The following is a 16,650-nucleotide window of genomic DNA, read 5'->3' on the forward strand; positions in this document are numbered from 1 at the left end:
GGCGCAGGATCGAATAAAGGAACCACCACGTGAAGGCACTCTCACAAAAGCGGCGTCACCCACTTGCAGCAATAGCGCTGCTTCTGATGGGGCTCCTCATCACGGGTGGGCTGTACGCCGTGGCAACCACCGTCAACCAGGCCAAGGCTTCGACCACCACGTTCAGCGCAAACGACACAGAGGAGGGCGGCAAACTCTTCGCCGCCAACTGCGCCACCTGCCACGGCATGGGTGCCAGTGGTTCCAAGGACGGACCCTCGCTGGTGGGTGTCGGTGCAGCCGCTGTTGATTTCCAGGTGGGCACCGGCCGCATGCCGATGCAGATGAACGGCCCCCAGGCCATGAAGAAGCCCGTCCAGTTCAACGACGAGCAGACCCACCAGCTTGCAGCCTACGTCGCCTCCCTGGGAGCCGGCCCGGCAGTTCCTGCGGAAGACCTGACAAACGGCGGCGGCGATGCAGCTGCCGGCGGTGAGCTCTTCCGGACCAACTGTGCTATGTGCCACAACGCCGCCGCTGCCGGTGGCGCGCTGACCCGCGGCAAGTTCGCACCCGCACTTGCCGATGTATCCGGCAAGCACATCTACGAGGCCATGGCCACGGGTCCGCAGAACATGCCGGTCTTCAATGACGCCAACATCACTCCTGAAGGCAAGAAGGACATCATCACCTTCCTGAAGCAGATCGAGACCACCGGTTCACCGGGCGGTGCCGACCTTGGCTCGCTGGGTCCGGTTGCTGAAGGCCTGTTCGTTTGGGTTGCCGGTCTTGGCGTCATCATCGCCTTCACCATCTGGCTCACCTCCAGGACGTCCTGACGTTCCGCAGGAACACACAACTTCTGCTGCCCAGTCAGCAGCTTGAAATTAGAAACTAACCCGGCAACTGCCGGGACGAGAGAAGGATGAGGCGAATTATGGGCAACCATAGTGACGGCAGTCCGAACCACTCGGGCACCGTAGCTACGGCTGGTCAGAATGAGGTGGAGAAGTTCCAGGATCCTGGAATTCCCCCGCATCGTTTGCGCCTGGCTGACACGGACCCGAAGGCCGCAAAGCGGGCAGAACGGCAGGTCGCCTTACTATTTGGCATTTCTGTTGTTGGAACCCTGATCTTCCTGGTGGCGTACTTCGCCATTGATCTGGGTGATGACTCCAGCATCGCCACCATCCGGCTCCAGAACGCCCTGCTCGGCGTTGGCACTGCCTTCGCAATGCTGGGTATCGGTACCGGTATCGTGCACTGGGCCAAGGCCCTGATGCCTGACCACGAAGTCTCCGAGGAACGCCACGCCATCCGTTACGAAGAGGACCGCCAGGCTGCGGTGCGCATCGTTGACGACATCGTGGAAGAGACCGGCATCAAGCGCCGCCCGCTGATCCGCAACACCCTCCTGGGTGCGGTCGCACTTGCCCCGCTTCCCGCCGTCGCCATCTTCGGTGACCTCGGACCCCGCCCTGACGACAAGCTCGCACACACCATGTGGGCTCCCCAGGACGGAAAGCGCAAACGCCTTACCCGCGACCCCGATGGAACCCCCATCAAGGCCTCGGACGTCACCATCGGTTCTGCCTTCCATGTGATTCCTGAGGGCCTGAACGAACTGCAGGAGGGCAAGCTCAACGAAAAAGCAAAGTCCGTTGTGCTCCTCATGCGTCTCGATCCCGCATCGCTGAACCCCTCCAAGGGCCGCGAAGAGTGGGGTTACAACGGAATCGTTGCCTACTCGAAGATCTGCACCCACGTTGGCTGCCCCGTTGCTCTGTACGAGCAGCAGACGCACCACCTGCTGTGCCCGTGCCACCAGTCCACCTTCGACCTCACGCAAGAGTGCAAGGTGATCTTCGGCCCCGCCAGCCGTCCTCTCCCCCAGCTGCCCATCGCAGTTGATGACGAGGGCTACCTCGTCGCTACAAGCGACTTCCATGAACCCGTTGGACCTAGCTACTGGGAGCGTGCTGAGCATGAGCGCAACATCAACAGCTGAGCCGGCTTTCGTCGCCAAAACCAAGACAGGCCGGATCACCGACTTCGTCGATTCACGTGTTGGCGGCTCCGGGATCCTCCGCGAGTTCGGCCGCAAAGTCTTCCCCGACCACTGGTCATTCATGTTCGGCGAAGTTGCGCTCTACTCGTTCGTCATACTGCTGCTGTCCGGAACGTTCCTGACGTTCTTCTTTGATCCGTCCATGGCGGAGACCCACTACGACGGCGGCTACATTCCCCTCAAGGGAGTGGAAATGTCGGTGGCGTACAGCTCCTCGCTGAACATCTCCTTCGACATCCGCGGCGGACTGTTCATGCGCCAGGTGCACCACTGGGCAGCCCTGCTGTTCGTGGCATCGATCGCAGTCCACATGCTGAGGGTCTTCTTCACCGGCGCATTCCGCCGCCCGCGTGAAATGAACTGGGTGGTGGGCAGCGTCCTGCTGATCCTGGCCATGGCCGCAGGCTTCACCGGGTACTCGCTGCCCGATGACCTCCTGTCCGGCAACGGCCTGCGCATCATCGACGGCGTCATCAAGTCCATCCCGGTCGTCGGAACGTACATCTCGTTCTTCCTGTTCGGCGGGGAATTCCCCGGCACGGCCATCATCAGCCGCCTCTACATGCTGCACATCCTGCTGGTGCCGGCGTTGATCCTGCTGATGATCGTCCTCCACCTGTTCATGGTCGTGGTGCACAAGCACACGCAGTACCCCGGTCCCGGCCGCAACGACAACAATGTTGTCGGTTACCCCCTGGGTCCCGTTTACGCAGCGAAGGCCGGTGGATTCTTCTTCATCGTCTTCGGCGTGATCGCCCTGATGGCGGCATTCTTCACCATCAACCCGATCTGGAACTACGGCCCGTATGACCCCTCCCCTGTCTCGGCCGGTACCCAGCCCGACTGGTACATCGGTTTCGTCGACGGCGCCCTGCGACTCATGCCCGGCACGCTCGGCAACTGGCACGTGGAACAGGTCTTCTTCGGACACGTATTCACGTTCAACGTCCTCCTCCCCGCCCTGGTCCCCGCCGGCATCCTGTTCACCGTGATGTTCACCTACCCGTGGATCGAACGCTGGATCACCAAGGATGACCGCGAGCACCACGTCCTGGACCGCCCGCGCAACGCCCCGACCCGTACGGGCATCGGTGTTGCCGGATTCATCTGGTACTGCGTGATGTGGGCAGCTGCAGGTTCCGACCTCATTGCCACGCACTTCCACGTGTCCCTGAACGACGTTACGTACTGGCTCCGTGCCCTGTTCTTCGTCGGACCGATCATCGGCTTCATCGTTGCCAAGCGTGTTGCCCTTGCACTGCAGCGCAAGGACCGGGAAATCGCCCTTCACGGCCGTGAGACCGGCCGTATCGTCAGGCTCCCGCACGGCGAATTCATCGAGGTGCACGCCCCGCTGGATGAGTACAAGCGGTACAAGCTGGTTGGCTTCGAATCACCCGAGGTCATCCCGGCCCTGCCCAACGAGCACGGTGTGGTGACCCGCAAGGAGAAGCGCCGCGCGTTCCTCTCCCGCTGGTTCTTCGAGGACCGCGTTGCTCCTGCTACGCCTGCAGAGCTTGAAGCAGCCCATGGCCACGGCCACGAGGCAGTTGAAGCAGCAGAGGGTTCCAGGAGCCTGACGCACTAAGCGACGGTTGATAAAGGAAAGGCCCGATCCATAGGATCGGGCCTTTCCTGTCTTGAGAGTTCTCCTGCCTGCGCCGCCGACAACCCACAGCTGCGACGGCCGGGTGCTGTCAGTGGTTGCGGGCGCGCCTGGCTCCCGGTCGCTGCAGTGGTACCCACAGCTTGTACCGGTCGGCCCTGTAGTAGGACACGGAATAGTCAACCATCGCCCTTGCCACAAACGCGTGCCGCTGGATCTTCAGCAAGGGCGCACCCACCTCCACGTTGAGCAGGCGTGCCGTTGACGGGGAGGCGGCGGTCGCCTCGATCATGTCCTCGCCCCACTCCATCACCAGGCCGAACTGTTCGCTCAGGACGTTATAGAGCGACGTGGGCGGCTCGCCGTCGAGCAGGCCCGGGACGCGGTGGGCCGGGATGAAGTTCTCGTCCACGCTCATCGGTTCCCCGTCAGCCAGCAGGAGCCTGCGGAACCGGACCAGGGGTGTGCCCTCGTCCAGCTGGAGTTCGCGGGCCAGGAAGGCGCTGGCGCCGATCTGCTCAAAGCTCAGCACCTTGGCAGCAGGCACCATGCCGCGCCTTTGCATCTCTTCACTGTAGGACGTGAGCTTCACCTGAAGGTCGAGTTTCGGGCGCCGGACAAAGGTTCCCAGGCCCACTACGCGCTCGATGACCTCCTCCCCCACCAAGGCGTCGATGGCCTGCCGGACCGTCATCCTTGCCAGTCCGAACCGTTCGGCAAGGTCGCGTTCTGATGGCAGCGCCGACCCGGGCGGGCATGACTGTGCGATGTAACTGCGCAGGATCTCCCGAAGTTGGACGTAGATGGCTGTTCCGCTGGTGCGGTCTATTTCACCCGTGATTGCCGTGGCGCCAGCTGCCATGATTTTCTCCTGCCGTTGGTTTCCCTCAATTTTAGGACGGTCTAGACCAGTCCCGGGACGCCGGCGCTCTTTCGCCCGGCAGGCATGGCAACCGCTATATTGGGTCTGGAAATTTTGCCAGCAGACGGAGGGGGCCGTCTTCCGAAAAGGAGTCCCTTTGCCAACACAGAAGGCCGTGGTGGCAGCGCCGGTAGGCCTGCATGCACGTTCCGCCGCGGTATTTGTCCGGGCTGTCACCGATACGGGGCTTCCCGTCACCATCAGCAAGGCGGGTACGGCGAAGGTGGACGCCCGGTCCCTGCTCCAGGTGATGGCCGCCGACTTCGCGCAGGGGTGTGAGGTGGAGCTGTCGGTCAATGAAGCCGCTCTGGAGGACGTCCTGGGGCTTGAAACGGTTGAGGCGGCCCTCCGGGACCTTCGCGTACTCCTCGAGTCGCAGGGGGCCGGCTGAAGGCCGTAAATACACAATAACGACGTCGGGCCCCACCAATCTGGTGGGGCCCGACGTCGTTATTCTCTTGGCTTGCTTAGTGTGCGTGGTCTCCCCGGCTGTACTCGTACACCCAGCCCACGAGGGCTACGATGGCGAGGCCGCCGGCGATGAAGATGATCCAGGCACCAACTGCCAGGCCCAGGAAGCCAGTGGCGCAGGCGATGCCCAGGACCAGGGGCCACCAGCTCCAGGGGCTGAAGTGCCCCTGTTCACCGGCGCCCTCGTGGATTTCCGCATCGCTGCGGTCCTCGGGACGGAGGCCTACGCGCTTACCGGTGAAGCCCAGGTAGGCACCGATCATGCCGGCCAGGCCGGCCACGAGCAGGATGCCCAGGATGCCCACCCATTCGCTCCAGTTGGTCAGGAATCCGTAGACCAGCGAGACGGGAACGAAGAAGAAGACTCCGGAGCCAAAGATCCAGGATTCGATTTTCACTGTGCGGTGTCCTTCTGGTCGGCGTTGCCGAGTACTGCCGCTGCGGGAGCCGGCGAATCAGCGGTGTGGACTTGGCGGAGTTCCGGGTGGTGCAGGTCCAGGGCGGGACGCTCGGAACGGATCCGGGGAAGGGACGTGAAGTTGTGGCGCGGCGGCGGGCAGGACGTGGCCCACTCAAGCGAAGCACCAAAGCCCCACGGATCATCGACCTGGACCTTTTCGGCCTTGCGCCAGGTGATGTAGACATTCCAGAAGAACGGAATGAGGGACGCGCCCAGCACGAAGGATGCCACGGTGGAGAACTGGTTCATCCAGGTGAAGTTGTCCTCCACGAGGTAGTCCGCGTACCGGCGCGGCATGCCTTCGACGCCCAGCCAGTGCTGGATCAGGAAGGTGCCGTGGAAGCCCAGGAACAGGAGCCAGAAGTGGATCTTGCCCAGGCGCTCGTTGAGCATCTTGCCGGTCCACTTGGGCCACCAGAAGTAGAAGCCTGCGAACATGGCGAACACCACGGTACCGAACACCACGTAGTGGAAGTGTGCCACCACGAAGTAGGAGTCCGAAACGTGGAAGTCAAGCGGCGGTGAGGCCAGGATGATGCCGGTAAGGCCACCGAAGAGGAAGGTGATCATGAAGCCGAGGCTCCACAGCATCGGTGTCTCGAAGGTCAGCGACCCGCGCCACATGGTGCCGATCCAGTTGAAGAACTTCACGCCGGTGGGCACTGCAATAAGCATGGTCATGAACGAGAAGAACGGCAGCAGGACGGCGCCGGTGACGTACATGTGGTGGGCCCACACCGTTACCGAGAGGGCTGCAATGGCGATGGTGGCGTAGACCAGGCCCTTGTAGCCGAAGATCGGCTTGCGGCTGAACACCGGGAAGATCTCCGAGACGATGCCGAAGAACGGCAGCGCGATGATGTACACCTCGGGGTGTCCGAAGAACCAGAAGAGGTGCTGCCAGAGGACGGCACCGCCATTCTCGGGATCGAAGATGTGTGCACCGAACTTGCGGTCCGCGCCGAGTGCGAACAGGGCAGCGGCCAGCGGCGGGAAGGCCATCAGGACCAGGATCGCGGTGATCAGGGTGTTCCAGGTGAAGATGGGCATCCGCCACATGGTCATGCCCGGAGCGCGCATGCAGATGATGGTGGTGATGAAGTTGACCGCACCGAGGATGGTGCCGAAGCCGGACAAGGCCAGGCCGAAGACCCACAGATCGCCACCGATACCCGGGGTGAACGTGGTGTTGGACAGTGGCGCGTAGGCGAACCAGCCGAAGGATGCAGCACCCTGCGGGGTGATGAAGCCGGACACGGCGATGGTGGAGCCGAAGAGGAAGAACCAGAACGCCAGCGCGTTCAAACGCGGGAACGCGACGTCGGGCGCGCCGATCTGCAGCGGCATGATCACGTTGGCGAAGCCGGCGAACAGCGGAGTGGCGAACATCAGCAGCATGACGGTGCCGTGCATGGTGAACAGCTGGTTGTACTGTTCCTTGGTCTGCAGGATCTGCATTCCGGGCTCGAAGAGCTCCGCACGGATCAGCAGGGCCATGACGCCGCCGAGGCAGAAGAACACGAAGGACGCGATCAGGTACATGTACCCGATGGTCTTGTGGTCAGTGGAGGTGATCCAGTTGACGACGATGCGCCCCTTGGATTTGGGTACCACGGGAGCCGACAGGACCCCCGTGGGTGCGGATTGGGTGTACGTAGCCACGTCGCTCCCCTTACTTGGTTTCGTTCAGGTTCGGGTTGCGGTCGTACTCCACGCCGAGCAGGCCGGTGTTGCCTTCAGCCTTGAGCTGGTCCATGTGGGCCTGGAATTCGGATTCCGACACCACCTTGACGCGGAACAGCATTTCGGAGTGGTACTCGCCGCAGAGTTCGGCACACTTGCCGTCGTAGGTGCCCTCTTTAGTGGGGGTGAACCGGATGTAGTTGGTCTTGCCGGGAATCATGTCGCGCTTCTGCAGGAAGGCGGGAACCCAGAAGGAGTGGATGACATCGCGGGCGTTGAGCTCAAGGTCAACGGACTTGTTAACCGGCAGGTACAGCGTGGGGAGCTGTTCCTTGTCGATGGTGTTGCCGGTGAGGTGCGCCTGGACGCCGGCCTCGTGGAGGTCTTCCCGGATGACATCGCCGGACTTGTAGTTGAAGTCCCAGGCCCACTGCTTGCCGCGGACGTCGACGACGACGTCGGCCGGCTGTGAGCGGTCATCGATGGCCTGCTGGTCACGGTCCGTGAAGTAGAAGAACACCAGGACCATGAAGATCGGGATGGTGAGGTAGAAGACTTCCAGTGGAAGGTTGAAGCTGGTCTGCCGCGGGAAGCCCACGGTTCCCTTGCGACGCCGGTAAGCGACCACGCACCAGATGATCAGGCCCCACGTAATGGCGCCGACCACGAGCGCAGCAATCCATGAGTTGACCCAGAGGTCCATGATGCGGTCGGTGTTGCTGGTGGTGCCACGTTCAGTGGGCATCCACCCTTTCTCTACCTCTGGCGAACATCCGGTCAAAACCAACGCGCCGGCTATAGCCAAGCTTGAGATCGTGGTGATCGTTTTGCGTCGGCTGCCGGTTCGGTTCTGCGAACTCACAGACGGCCCTTCCTACTTGTTGCTGTTGTCCGGGCAGCCATCGGCGCTCCGGGCACAAAAAAAGTTTTACTACTCGGTGTAGAGCTTACCGCTCCCCCGGGCGTTTCGCCCACATGTCGGCGCCGAGCCCCCGTGCCGTTTTATGCGGCAGGAAGCCCGGCGCCGACATCAGGCGAAATAACCGGCCTAGTGGAATGAATCGCCGCAGGCGCACGAGCCGCCGGCGTTCGGATTGTCGATGGTGAAGCCCTGCTTCGAGATGGTGTCCTCGAAGTCGATGCTTGCGCCGCTCAGGTACGGCACGCTCATTTTGTCGACGACGACCTCGACTCCGTCAAAGTCGCGGACGGCGTCTCCGTCAAGGAGCCGCTCGTCGAAGTAGAGCTGGTAGATCAACCCTGAGCATCCACCGGGCTGCACGGCCACGCGCAGGCGAAGGTCCGTGCGGCCTTCCTGCTCGAGGAGGCTGCGGACCTTGCCGGCGGCGACGTCGGTCAGGTTGACCTCGTGAACGGGCAGTTCGTCGCTGGTCACGGTGGTGGCGGTGCTGTTTTCGTTGGTTGAGGTGCTCATTGGCCTACCTTCTTAGGACGGTCTGGCGGCGTCGCCGTAACGGCGCCTGCCCCTACAAATACGGTATGGGCTATAGCTACATGCTACGCGCGGCAGTCCTGTAGCTCTAACTCCTGGCGTAACCGTCAAAGCACGCCGGTTGTTCCCTGGAAGCAGGGCGTCCGCCCGCACGCCAAAAGCTGCTCACTCCCCGGCGTTGAGGCCCCCGCTGTTCAGCCGGGCAAGCATGAGCGCCTCCGCCAGAATGGCATTGCGGAAGTCACCGATGTGCAGGGACTCATTGGCACTGTGGGCCCGCGAGTCCGGGTCCTCCACGCCTGTTACCAGGATCTGCGCGTCGGGATACAGGTCAGTGAGGTCGGCAATGAAGGGGATGGACCCGCCAATGCCGGTTTCCACGGCTGGAACCCCCCAGGCCTCGCCCAGTGCCCACATGGCCACCGTTGCTGCGGCGGACGACGTATCGGTCTGGAAGGGGTTGCCCGCCTCCCCCGGTGTGAAAACCACCTTTGCACCGAAGGGCGCGTTGGCCTCGACGTGCCTGCGCACCGCGTCCATGGCCTCCGCCGGAACCTGGCCCGGTGCCAGCCGTAGGCTGAACTTTGCCCGCGCTCGTGGAAGCAGTGTGTTGGAGGCGACGTCCACGGCGGGGGCATCGAAGCCGATGATTGACAGCGCCGGCTTGGTCCACAGCCGCGAGGCGATGCTTCCCGTCCCGGCAAGGCGGACGCCGTCGAGTACGGACGCGTCGGCCCGGTAGTCCGCCTCCGGCATTTCGACTGCAGCCGTGTCGGTGGCCACCAGCCCTTCGATGGCGACGTTTCCGTCGGCGTCGTGAAGTGTGGCAATCAGGCGGGACAGCAGGGTGGGCGCATCCAGGACCGGCCCGCCGTACATGCCGGAGTGCACCGCGTGGTCAAGCACCTGCACCTCGATGGTGCCGTCCACCAGGCCGCGAAGGCTGGTGGTCAGGGCCGGTATCCCGACTTTCCAGTTGCTGGAGTCGGCCACCACAATGACGTCGGCCCGCAGCAGTTCCCGGTTCGCCTCCAGGAACGTCCGGAATGTGGGCGACCCCGCTTCTTCCTCGCCTTCGATGAAGAACGTCACGCCCAGCCCCAGCGAGCCGGCCAGGACCTCCGCAACGGCGGCATAGGCGGCGACGTGGGTCATGATCCCGGCCTTGTCGTCCGCGGCCCCCCGGCCGTAAAGGCGTCCGTTCTTTTCGACGGCGGTGAACGGCTCCGTTTCCCACAGGGACTCGTCGCCCACCGGCTGGACGTCATGGTGGGCGTACAGCAGGACAGTGGGTTTACCTTCGGCGGCAGGACGGCGGGCGACGACGGCCGGCCCGCCGGGCGTACCGTCGGCTTTGTCCACGGTCAGCACCTGGACCTCACCGATCCCGGCACCCAGGAGGAGTTCCGCGACGGCCTCGGCGCTTCGCTCCAGGGGGGTGCGCTCAAAGCTGGGCCACGCAATCCCGGGGATGGCAACGAGCTCCTTGAGCCGTGCCAGCGTCTGGTCGAAGGAACGGTCTACCGCTGAACGAAGATCTTCCGTCCTGCCGGTAACCTCAGGGCCCGGTCCTGCCGTGGTGGTGGTGCTGTGCGGGGTGGCCGCGGGTGATGGAGTCATGGCCAAAACATTACCCCCGCCACATTCGGCTGCCGGCCCGGGCAGGCGCGGAAGCAAGCAGCGTGCACGCCGCTGCAAGGTATTCTGGTCAGGTGTTCGGACGTAGAAAAGAAGCGCCCTCGGCGCAGGAAACCATAGACCAGCAGGCAGCGGAGGCAGCGGCGCGGCAAAACAGTGTGGCGGGCAAGGGCGCCCCTACCCCCACCCGGAAGGCCCAGGAGGCCGCACGTAAGCGCCCGCTGGTGCCCGAGGACCGCAAGGCCTCCAAGGCCGCCGAACGCCAGGCCGTGCAGGACCAGCGCCTCAAGATGCGCCGGGCCCTGGACACCGGTGACGAGAAGTTCCTGCCCCTGCGCGACAAGGGGCCCCAGAAACGGTTCGCCCGCGACTTCGTGGACGCGCGCTTCAATCTCGGGGAGTACCTGATGTTCGGTGCGCTGGTGTTCGTGCTGGTGTCCCTGGTGGTCCCGGCCTCCAGCGACATGATGATCTACGTCCTTGGCGCTTTCTGGGTCATGTTCCTGGCGGTCTTCGTGGACGTCTTCATTCTGTCCCGCAAGCTCCGCAAGCGCCTGGCGGAAAAGTTCGGCCAGGTGGAGGGAGGCACGGTCTGGTACGGCTCCATGCGGTCTCTGCAGTTCCGGAAGCTGCGGCTGCCCAAGCCCCAGGTCCAGCGCGGACAGTACCCGGCCTGACCCACCCATCAACTTAAACCACGGGCACCCCGGCGGAATCCCGCCGGGGTGTCCGTGGTTTAAGCACCTCGCCCGTCACAGGCGCCTCTGGACGACGTGTCAGGAGCGGCGCTTTTTTGCCAGCCCTTTGTTGATCCGTGCCGCCCAGAACGGGCCCTCGTAGAGGAACGCCGTATAGCCCTGCACCAGGGTCGCGCCGGCGTCGAGTCTTTCCTGGACATCCCGTGCGGACTCCACGCCGCCCACCGACACCAGGGCCAGGGCGTCGCCCGTTGCGTGCTTGAGCCGCTTCAGCACTTCAAGGGAACGCTCCTTCAGGGGAGCGCCGGACAATCCGCCGGCACCGCATTTCTCCACGTCTCCGGCCGGCGAGGACAGTCCTGCGCGGGCGATCGTGGTGTTGGTGGCAATGATGCCGTCCAGTTTCAGGTCCAGGGCAAGGCGTGCCACGTCGTCGATGTCCTCGTCGCTGAGGTCCGGTGCGATCTTTACCAGCAGCGGCACGTGCCGCCCGGCGGCTCTGTCAGCTTCCTGCCCTACGGCGGTCAGCAGCGGACGGAGCGTTTCCACGTCCTGGAGCAGCCGCAGTCCCGGGGTGTTGGGTGAACTGACGTTGACCACCAGGTAGTCAGCGGCAGGCGCCAGGCTGCGGGCGCTCACCAGGTAGTCATCCACGGCGTCGGCAAGTTCCACCACCTTGGTTTTGCCGATGTTGACGCCGATGACCGGACGCACCGCCGGGTAGCGGCGCTGAAGCGCGGCCCGCGCGGCTTTAAGCCTGGGCGCAACGGCCGAGGCGCCGTCGTTATTGAATCCCATCCGGTTGATGACGGCCCGGTCCCGGACAAGGCGGAACAGCCGCGGCTTTTCATTGCCCGGCTGTGCCTGCCCGGTGATGGTACCCACTTCAATGTGCCCGAATCCAAGATCCGTGAGCGCCTCGATGCCGTGCCCTTCCTTGTCAAAGCCGGCAGCAAGACCGAACGGCGACGGAAAAGTGACACCAAAGGCGGTGGTCTGCAGGCACGGATCAGGGGCGGTCAGCTTCTGCAGGACCCGTCCGGCGCCCGACGCATGCGCGAGCCGGATGCCCTTGAATCCGATCTTGTGGGCGCGCTCGGCGTCCATCCATGAAAAGGCCAGCCTGAAGAAAGTGGGATAAACGCGCATGCCTCCAGTTTCCCGTCTCCGGTGCCGCCACACCAAAACGGAGAAGCTGCCCAACGGGCGGCGTGCCCCCGGCGCGCCGGTCTAGCATGAGGTCATGCAGTGGCAGCAGGACATCCTGGGCGGGGATTTCGAGTCCCACACCTTCGCGGCCGCCGGCCCCGACGGGGTGGCACGGACGGCAACCCTGGTCCGGCTCCGGCCAGATCCGGACAGCCGCGTCGCCGGCGGCCGCCGCCGTGCCGTTCTTTTCCTGCACGGCTGGAGCGATTATTTCTTCAACGTGGACCTGGCGCGGTTCTGGGCGTCGGCCGGTTACGACTTCTACGCACTGGACATGCACAACCACGGACGCAGCCTGCGCCCGGAAGCACCGGGCGGTTATGTGGCGGACCTCGCCGCCTACGACGCCGAAATTGAAGAAGCAGCCCGCATCATCCGCCAGGAGGGCGCGCCTGGACCTTTGGCTCTAATGGGCCATTCCACCGGCGGCCTGGTGGCAGCCCTGTGGAGCAGCGGGCATCCGGAAGCAGTTTCACTGCTGATCCTGAACAGCCCCTGGCTGGAGATGCACGGGAGTTCGCTGGTGCGGCGCGCGGCGTCCAGCATGGTGCGTCCCGTCGCCCGGTTCCGCCCGCAGGCGGTTCTCCGCCTCCCGGAGCGGGGCCACTACTGGCGCACCATCAGCAGCGCGGCCGACGGCGAGTGGCCGGTTGATGAGCGGTACCGGCCCCGCATGGCTTTCCCTGTGCGCGCAGGCTGGCTGCGGGCGGTACTCGCCGGGCATGCCCGCGTGGCCCGCGGCCTGGAAATCGAGGCGCCGATTCTGGTCCTGCTCTCCAAGGGAAGCGCAAACGGCCTGCTCTGGTCCGAGGAAATGCGCCGCACCGATGCCGTCCTGGATGTGAATATCATCGGTACCCGGGCACTCACGCTCGGCCGTACGGTGACCATCGAGCGGATTGACGGTGCCCTGCACGACGTCTTCCTCTCGCCGGAACCGATCCGCACCGATGCCTACTCGCGGCTGGCCCGGTGGCTGCGGGCGTACGGGCAGGGCTAACCCGCCTGGGGATCCGCCGGGGCAGCGGTTGCATCAACGGCACCGCCGTACCGGCGGTCCCGCCTGGCATATTCTTCGACGGCGGCCCAGAGGGTCCGCCTGTCAACATCCGGCCACAGCGTGTCCATGAAGACGAACTCCGCATACGCGGACTGCCAGAGCAGGAAGTTGGACAGCCTCTGCTCCCCCGAACTGCGCAGAAAAAGGTCCACGTCGGGAAGGTCGGGTTCATCCAGGTACTTCTGGATGGTCCTCTCGGTGATGGCGCCGGGCTTCAGCCTGCCGGCCGCGACGTCTTCAGCAATCGCGGACACGGCGTCGGTGATCTCGGCCCGGCCGCCGTAATTAACACACATGGTCAAATTACAGGTGGTATTGGCCGCAGTGAACTGCTCGGCGTCCTCCAGCTCCCGGATGACTGAACCCCAGAGGCGCGGCCTGCGTCCCGCCCAGCGCACCCGGACACCCCAGTCGTCCAGCTGGTTCCGCTGCCTTCGAAGCACGTCCTTGTTAAATCCCATCAGGAAGCGCACCTCCTCCGGTGAGCGCCGCCAGTTTTCGGTGGAGAAGGCGTAGACGCTGACATACTCGATGCCCAGTTCGATGGCTCCTGCCATGACGTCGAGCAGCGCGGGCTCCCCCGCCTTGTGTCCCTCGATCCGCGGCAGCCCCCGCTGATTGGCCCAGCGGCCGTTGCCGTCCATGACGATTGCCACATGCCGGGGAATGAACTCAGCCGGGATGGACGGCGCCACCGCACCGGAAGGATGCGGGTAAGGGGCCACCACGGGGTGGGTACGCTTCCGGGGGGCGTTGTTCTTTTTTCCCAGGGCCACTGTCAGCTACGCTCCACATGTTTGAGGGACTTCAATACTCTTTCCAAATGCCACTGCAGGTAAGCGGCCACCAGGCCGGCGGCCTCCTTGCGGTGCTGTGGCAAGGACGCGTCCGCAGTGGTCCAGTCCCCGGTCAGCAGGGCCGCCAGCAGGACCACGGTTTCGGATGCGGGGGCAGGCGACCCGGGCGGCCTGCACTGTGCACAGACCATACCGCCAAGGGGAGCGGAGAACGCCGTGTGCGGGCCGGGCATGCCGCAGCGGGAGCAGTCGGTGAAGCTGGGGGCCCAGCCGCCGGTGGCCAGGGCGCGCAACAGGTAGGAGTCCAGGATGAGGCCCGCAGCATGCTCGTCACGGCTCAGCGCAGCGAGGGCTCCCACCAGCAGGTTGTACTGCGCGGTGCCGGCCTCGCCGTCCACGTCCGTCAGTTTCTCGGCGGTCTCCGTCATGGCGGCGGCAACCGTGTACCTGCCGTAATCCGCGGCGATGCTTCCGCCGTAGGCACCTTTGGCGACGGCCTGCGTGACGATGTCCAGCGTGCGGCCGGATACCAGTTGCAGGTCCGCCACCATGAAAGGTTCAAGCCGGGCACCGAAGCGGCTGCTGGTGCGGCGCACACCTTTGGCGACGGCGCGGACCTGCCCATGGTGCTTCGTCAGGAGGGTGATGATCCTGTCCGCCTCGCCCAGCTTGTGGGTACGGAGCACCACGGCGTCGTCCCGGTAGGCCCGGGAGGCAAAAGACTGTTGGACCACGCTCTATCTTCCCATCCTGCCCGGCGGCGCGCTGCCAGGCTACGGTGGTGCCGCCGGTTGGTCCCGGCGGCACCACCTGCAGGTATCAGGCCCGGGCATCCCGGATGGCGCGGTTGACCGCCGAGATGACGGCCTTGAGGGACGACATGCTGGTGTTCGCGTCGATGCCGACACCCCACAGGACCCGCTCCCCCACGGCGCATTCGACATAAGCAGCCGCCGCGGCGTTGCCGCCTTCGGACAGTGCGTGCTCGCTGTAGTCCAGCACCCGGACGTCCACGCCGTCCTCATGGAGGATGTTCAGCAGTGCGGCAATGGGACCGTTGCCCGTGCCGGTACGGCCGACCTGGGCACCATCGATGGTGAGCGCGGCGTGAAGCGTCATGCCGCCGTCGGCATCCGTTTCCGTCTTGACCCCGCCCAGGGAATAGCGTCCCCACTGCCCTTCGGCCTGGCCGGACGGCAGGTACTCGTCCTGGAAGATCTGCCACAGCTGGGCTCCGCTGACCTCGCCGCCCACGGTGTCGGTGCGGCGCTGGATAACGCCGGAGAACTCGATTTGTGCGCGGCGCGGCAGGTCCAGGCTGTGCTCGTTCTTGAGCAGGTAGGCCACACCGCCCTTGCCGGACTGGGAGTTCACGCGGATGACGGCCTCGTAGCTGCGGCCGAGGTCCTTGGGGTCAACCGGCAGGTACGGAACCTGCCAGGTGAAGTCGTCCACGGCCTTGCCTGCGGCGGCGGCGTCGCGCTCCAGGGCTTCGAAGCCCTTCTTGATCGCATCCTGGTGGGAACCCGAGAAAGCGGTGAATACCAGGTCGCCACCGTACGGCGAACGTTCCGGTACCGGCAGTTGGTTGCAGTACTCAACGGTCCGGCGGACGTCGTCGATGTTGGAGAAGTCGATCATGGGGTCGATGCCCTGGACGAACATGTTCAGGCCCAGGGTGACCAGGTCCACGTTTCCGGTCCGTTCGCCGTTTCCGAACAGGCAGCCTTCAATGCGGTCGGCGCCGGCCATGTAGCCCAGCTCGGCGGCAGCCACCCCGGTTCCGCGGTCATTGTGCGGGTGCAGCGAGAGGATGATGCCTTCGCGCGGGTGCAGGTGCCGGCTCATCCACTCGATTGAATCGGCGTAGACGTTGGGGGTGGCCATTTCCACCGTGGCCGGCAGGTTGATGATCACCTGGCGGTCGGCGGAGGCTTCGAACACATCGGCCACCGCGTTGCATACCCGGACGGCATACTCGAGTTCGGTACCGGTAAAGGACTCCGGCGAGTACTCGTAGGTCACGTGCGTGTCCGCGAGCGTTTCCTCGTACTTTTTGCACAGGCGGGCACCCTGCAGGGCGATGTCCAGGATGCCGTCTTCGTCCTGGTTGAATACGACGCGCCGCTGCAGGACGGACGTGGAGTTGTAGAGGTGGACAATGGCCTGCTTGGCGCCGACCAGGGACTCGTAGGTCCGCTCAATCAGGTGTTCCCGGGCCTGGGTCAGGACCTGGATGGTGACGTCATCCGGGATGTGGTTGCCCTCGATGAGCTGGCGGACAAAGTCGAAGTCCGTCTGCGATGCGGACGGGAATCCGACCTCGATCTCCTTGTAGCCCATGCGGACCAGCAGGTCGAACATCTTCATCTTGCGGGCGGGGCTCATGGGGTCGATCAGCGCCTGGTTGCCGTCACGCAGGTCAACGGCACACCAGCGCGGGGCCTTGGTGATCACCTTGTCCGGCCAGGTGCGGTCCGGCAGCTCAACCTTGATCTGGTCCTGGAACGGCGTGTACCGGTGGGCGGGCATTCCTGAGGGCTTCTGTGCGTTTCGCATGATGTTCGTGGCCTTTTCTATCGATCTTCAGTGAAAGGGTGGCCGGG

16 protein-coding genes are annotated in these 16,650 nt (G+C 64.4%); 6 read left to right on the plus strand and 10 right to left on the minus strand.

Annotation, left to right across the window (positions count from 1 at the left end):
* Positions 1 to 29 precede the first annotated feature (29 nt).
* From VIK36_RS11530 to VIK36_RS11540, 3 genes are all read left to right on the plus strand, one after another.
* Positions 30 to 818, plus strand: coding sequence for a cytochrome c (locus tag VIK36_RS11530; RefSeq protein WP_324642004.1), 789 nt, complete (start codon positions 30 to 32; stop codon positions 816 to 818).
* Between the two features lie 98 nt (positions 819 to 916).
* Positions 917 to 1,987 (plus strand): ubiquinol-cytochrome c reductase iron-sulfur subunit, encoded by a 1,071-nt coding sequence (locus VIK36_RS11535; protein ID WP_255172266.1) that lies wholly within the window; start codon positions 917 to 919, stop codon positions 1,985 to 1,987.
* On the plus strand, positions 1,965 to 3,635 hold the full coding sequence (locus VIK36_RS11540; protein WP_324642005.1) for a ubiquinol-cytochrome c reductase cytochrome b subunit: 1,671 nt from the start codon (positions 1,965 to 1,967) through the stop codon (positions 3,633 to 3,635). Before VIK36_RS11535 ends, VIK36_RS11540 begins: the two co-directional genes overlap by 23 nt.
* Positions 3,636 to 3,744: 109 nt before the next feature.
* Here the strand turns inward: VIK36_RS11540 and VIK36_RS11545 are convergent, their stop codons facing one another.
* Positions 3,745 to 4,515 (minus strand): GntR family transcriptional regulator, encoded by a 771-nt coding sequence (locus VIK36_RS11545; RefSeq protein WP_159631961.1) that lies wholly within the window; start codon positions 4,513 to 4,515, stop codon positions 3,745 to 3,747.
* A 157-nt stretch (positions 4,516 to 4,672) separates the two neighbouring features.
* Between VIK36_RS11545 and VIK36_RS11550 the strand changes: the two genes are divergently transcribed.
* Positions 4,673 to 4,966 carry an HPr family phosphocarrier protein gene (locus tag VIK36_RS11550; protein ID WP_324642007.1) on the plus strand — a complete coding sequence of 98 codons (294 nt, stop codon included), beginning with the start codon at positions 4,673 to 4,675 and terminating at the stop codon, positions 4,964 to 4,966.
* Positions 4,967 to 5,042: 76 nt separating this feature from the next.
* Here the strand turns inward: VIK36_RS11550 and VIK36_RS11555 are convergent, their stop codons facing one another.
* The 5 genes from VIK36_RS11555 to VIK36_RS11575 form a co-directional block, all read right to left on the minus strand.
* A complete protein-coding gene (locus tag VIK36_RS11555; protein ID WP_324642008.1) occupies positions 5,043 to 5,444 on the minus strand; it encodes a cytochrome c oxidase subunit 4 in 402 nt (133 codons plus the stop codon).
* Positions 5,441 to 7,168, minus strand: a complete 1,728-nt coding sequence (ctaD, locus tag VIK36_RS11560; RefSeq protein WP_255172270.1) for a cytochrome c oxidase subunit I — start codon at positions 7,166 to 7,168, stop codon at positions 5,441 to 5,443. Before ctaD ends, VIK36_RS11555 begins: the two co-directional genes overlap by 4 nt.
* Before the next feature lie 10 nt (positions 7,169 to 7,178).
* Positions 7,179 to 8,051 carry a cytochrome c oxidase subunit II gene (gene coxB / locus VIK36_RS11565; RefSeq protein WP_324642009.1) on the minus strand — a complete coding sequence of 291 codons (873 nt, stop codon included), beginning with the start codon at positions 8,049 to 8,051 and terminating at the stop codon, positions 7,179 to 7,181.
* 186 nt (positions 8,052 to 8,237) lie between these two features.
* Positions 8,238 to 8,624, minus strand: a complete 387-nt coding sequence (locus tag VIK36_RS11570; protein WP_324642010.1) for an iron-sulfur cluster assembly accessory protein — start codon at positions 8,622 to 8,624, stop codon at positions 8,238 to 8,240.
* 183 nt (positions 8,625 to 8,807) lie between these two features.
* Complete coding sequence (locus tag VIK36_RS11575; protein WP_324642011.1) at positions 8,808 to 10,262, minus strand: dipeptidase; 1,455 nt, start codon at positions 10,260 to 10,262, stop codon at positions 8,808 to 8,810.
* 92 nt (positions 10,263 to 10,354) lie between these two features.
* On the opposite strand from VIK36_RS11575, the gene VIK36_RS11580 reads away from it, so the two are divergent.
* Entirely contained in the window at positions 10,355 to 10,957 is a 603-nt protein-coding gene (locus VIK36_RS11580) for a DUF3043 domain-containing protein (protein WP_159631954.1), read from the plus strand.
* A 99-nt stretch (positions 10,958 to 11,056) separates the two neighbouring features.
* Here the strand turns inward: VIK36_RS11580 and VIK36_RS11585 are convergent, their stop codons facing one another.
* On the minus strand, positions 11,057 to 12,127 hold the full coding sequence (locus VIK36_RS11585; protein WP_324642012.1) for a quinone-dependent dihydroorotate dehydrogenase: 1,071 nt from the start codon (positions 12,125 to 12,127) through the stop codon (positions 11,057 to 11,059).
* 94 nt (positions 12,128 to 12,221) lie between these two features.
* Here VIK36_RS11585 and VIK36_RS11590 point away from each other — a divergent pair, with 94 nt between their 5' ends.
* Entirely contained in the window at positions 12,222 to 13,187 is a 966-nt protein-coding gene (locus VIK36_RS11590) for an alpha/beta hydrolase (protein WP_255172275.1), read from the plus strand.
* Here VIK36_RS11590 and VIK36_RS11595 read toward each other — a convergent pair.
* The 3 genes from VIK36_RS11595 to leuA form a co-directional block, all read right to left on the minus strand.
* Positions 13,184 to 14,023: an isoprenyl transferase gene (locus tag VIK36_RS11595; protein ID WP_324642015.1), complete on the minus strand. Its 840-nt coding sequence runs from the start codon at positions 14,021 to 14,023 to the stop codon at positions 13,184 to 13,186. The genes VIK36_RS11590 and VIK36_RS11595 overlap by 4 nt on opposite strands.
* A gap of 2 nt (positions 14,024 to 14,025) precedes the next feature.
* Positions 14,026 to 14,778, minus strand: a complete 753-nt coding sequence (gene recO, locus VIK36_RS11600; RefSeq protein ID WP_324642016.1) for a DNA repair protein RecO — start codon at positions 14,776 to 14,778, stop codon at positions 14,026 to 14,028.
* An 85-nt stretch (positions 14,779 to 14,863) separates the two neighbouring features.
* A complete protein-coding gene (leuA, locus tag VIK36_RS11605) occupies positions 14,864 to 16,603 on the minus strand; it encodes a 2-isopropylmalate synthase (RefSeq protein ID WP_324642017.1) in 1,740 nt (579 codons plus the stop codon).
* Positions 16,604 to 16,650 lie beyond the last annotated feature (47 nt).

Origin of the sequence: Pseudarthrobacter sp. LT1 (assembly GCF_035621795.1) — a bacterium.
Lineage (GTDB): Bacteria > Actinomycetota > Actinomycetes > Actinomycetales > Micrococcaceae > Arthrobacter.

Coding starts and splice junctions, on each gene's coding strand:
- VIK36_RS11535 (WP_255172266.1), top strand. CDS start 917: ATGGGCAACCATAGTGACGGCAGTCCGAACCACTCGGGCACCGTAGCT.
- VIK36_RS11540 (WP_324642005.1), top strand. CDS start 1,965: ATGAGCGCAACATCAACAGCTGAGCCGGCTTTCGTCGCCAAAACCAAG.
- VIK36_RS11545 (WP_159631961.1), bottom strand. CDS start 4,515: ATGGCAGCTGGCGCCACGGCAATCACGGGTGAAATAGACCGCACCAGC.
- VIK36_RS11570 (WP_324642010.1), bottom strand. CDS start 8,624: ATGAGCACCTCAACCAACGAAAACAGCACCGCCACCACCGTGACCAGC.
- VIK36_RS11575 (WP_324642011.1), bottom strand. CDS start 10,262: ATGACTCCATCACCCGCGGCCACCCCGCACAGCACCACCACCACGGCA.
- VIK36_RS11585 (WP_324642012.1), bottom strand. CDS start 12,127: ATGCGCGTTTATCCCACTTTCTTCAGGCTGGCCTTTTCATGGATGGAC.
- VIK36_RS11590 (WP_255172275.1), top strand. CDS start 12,222: ATGCAGTGGCAGCAGGACATCCTGGGCGGGGATTTCGAGTCCCACACC.
- leuA (WP_324642017.1), bottom strand. CDS start 16,603: ATGCGAAACGCACAGAAGCCCTCAGGAATGCCCGCCCACCGGTACACG.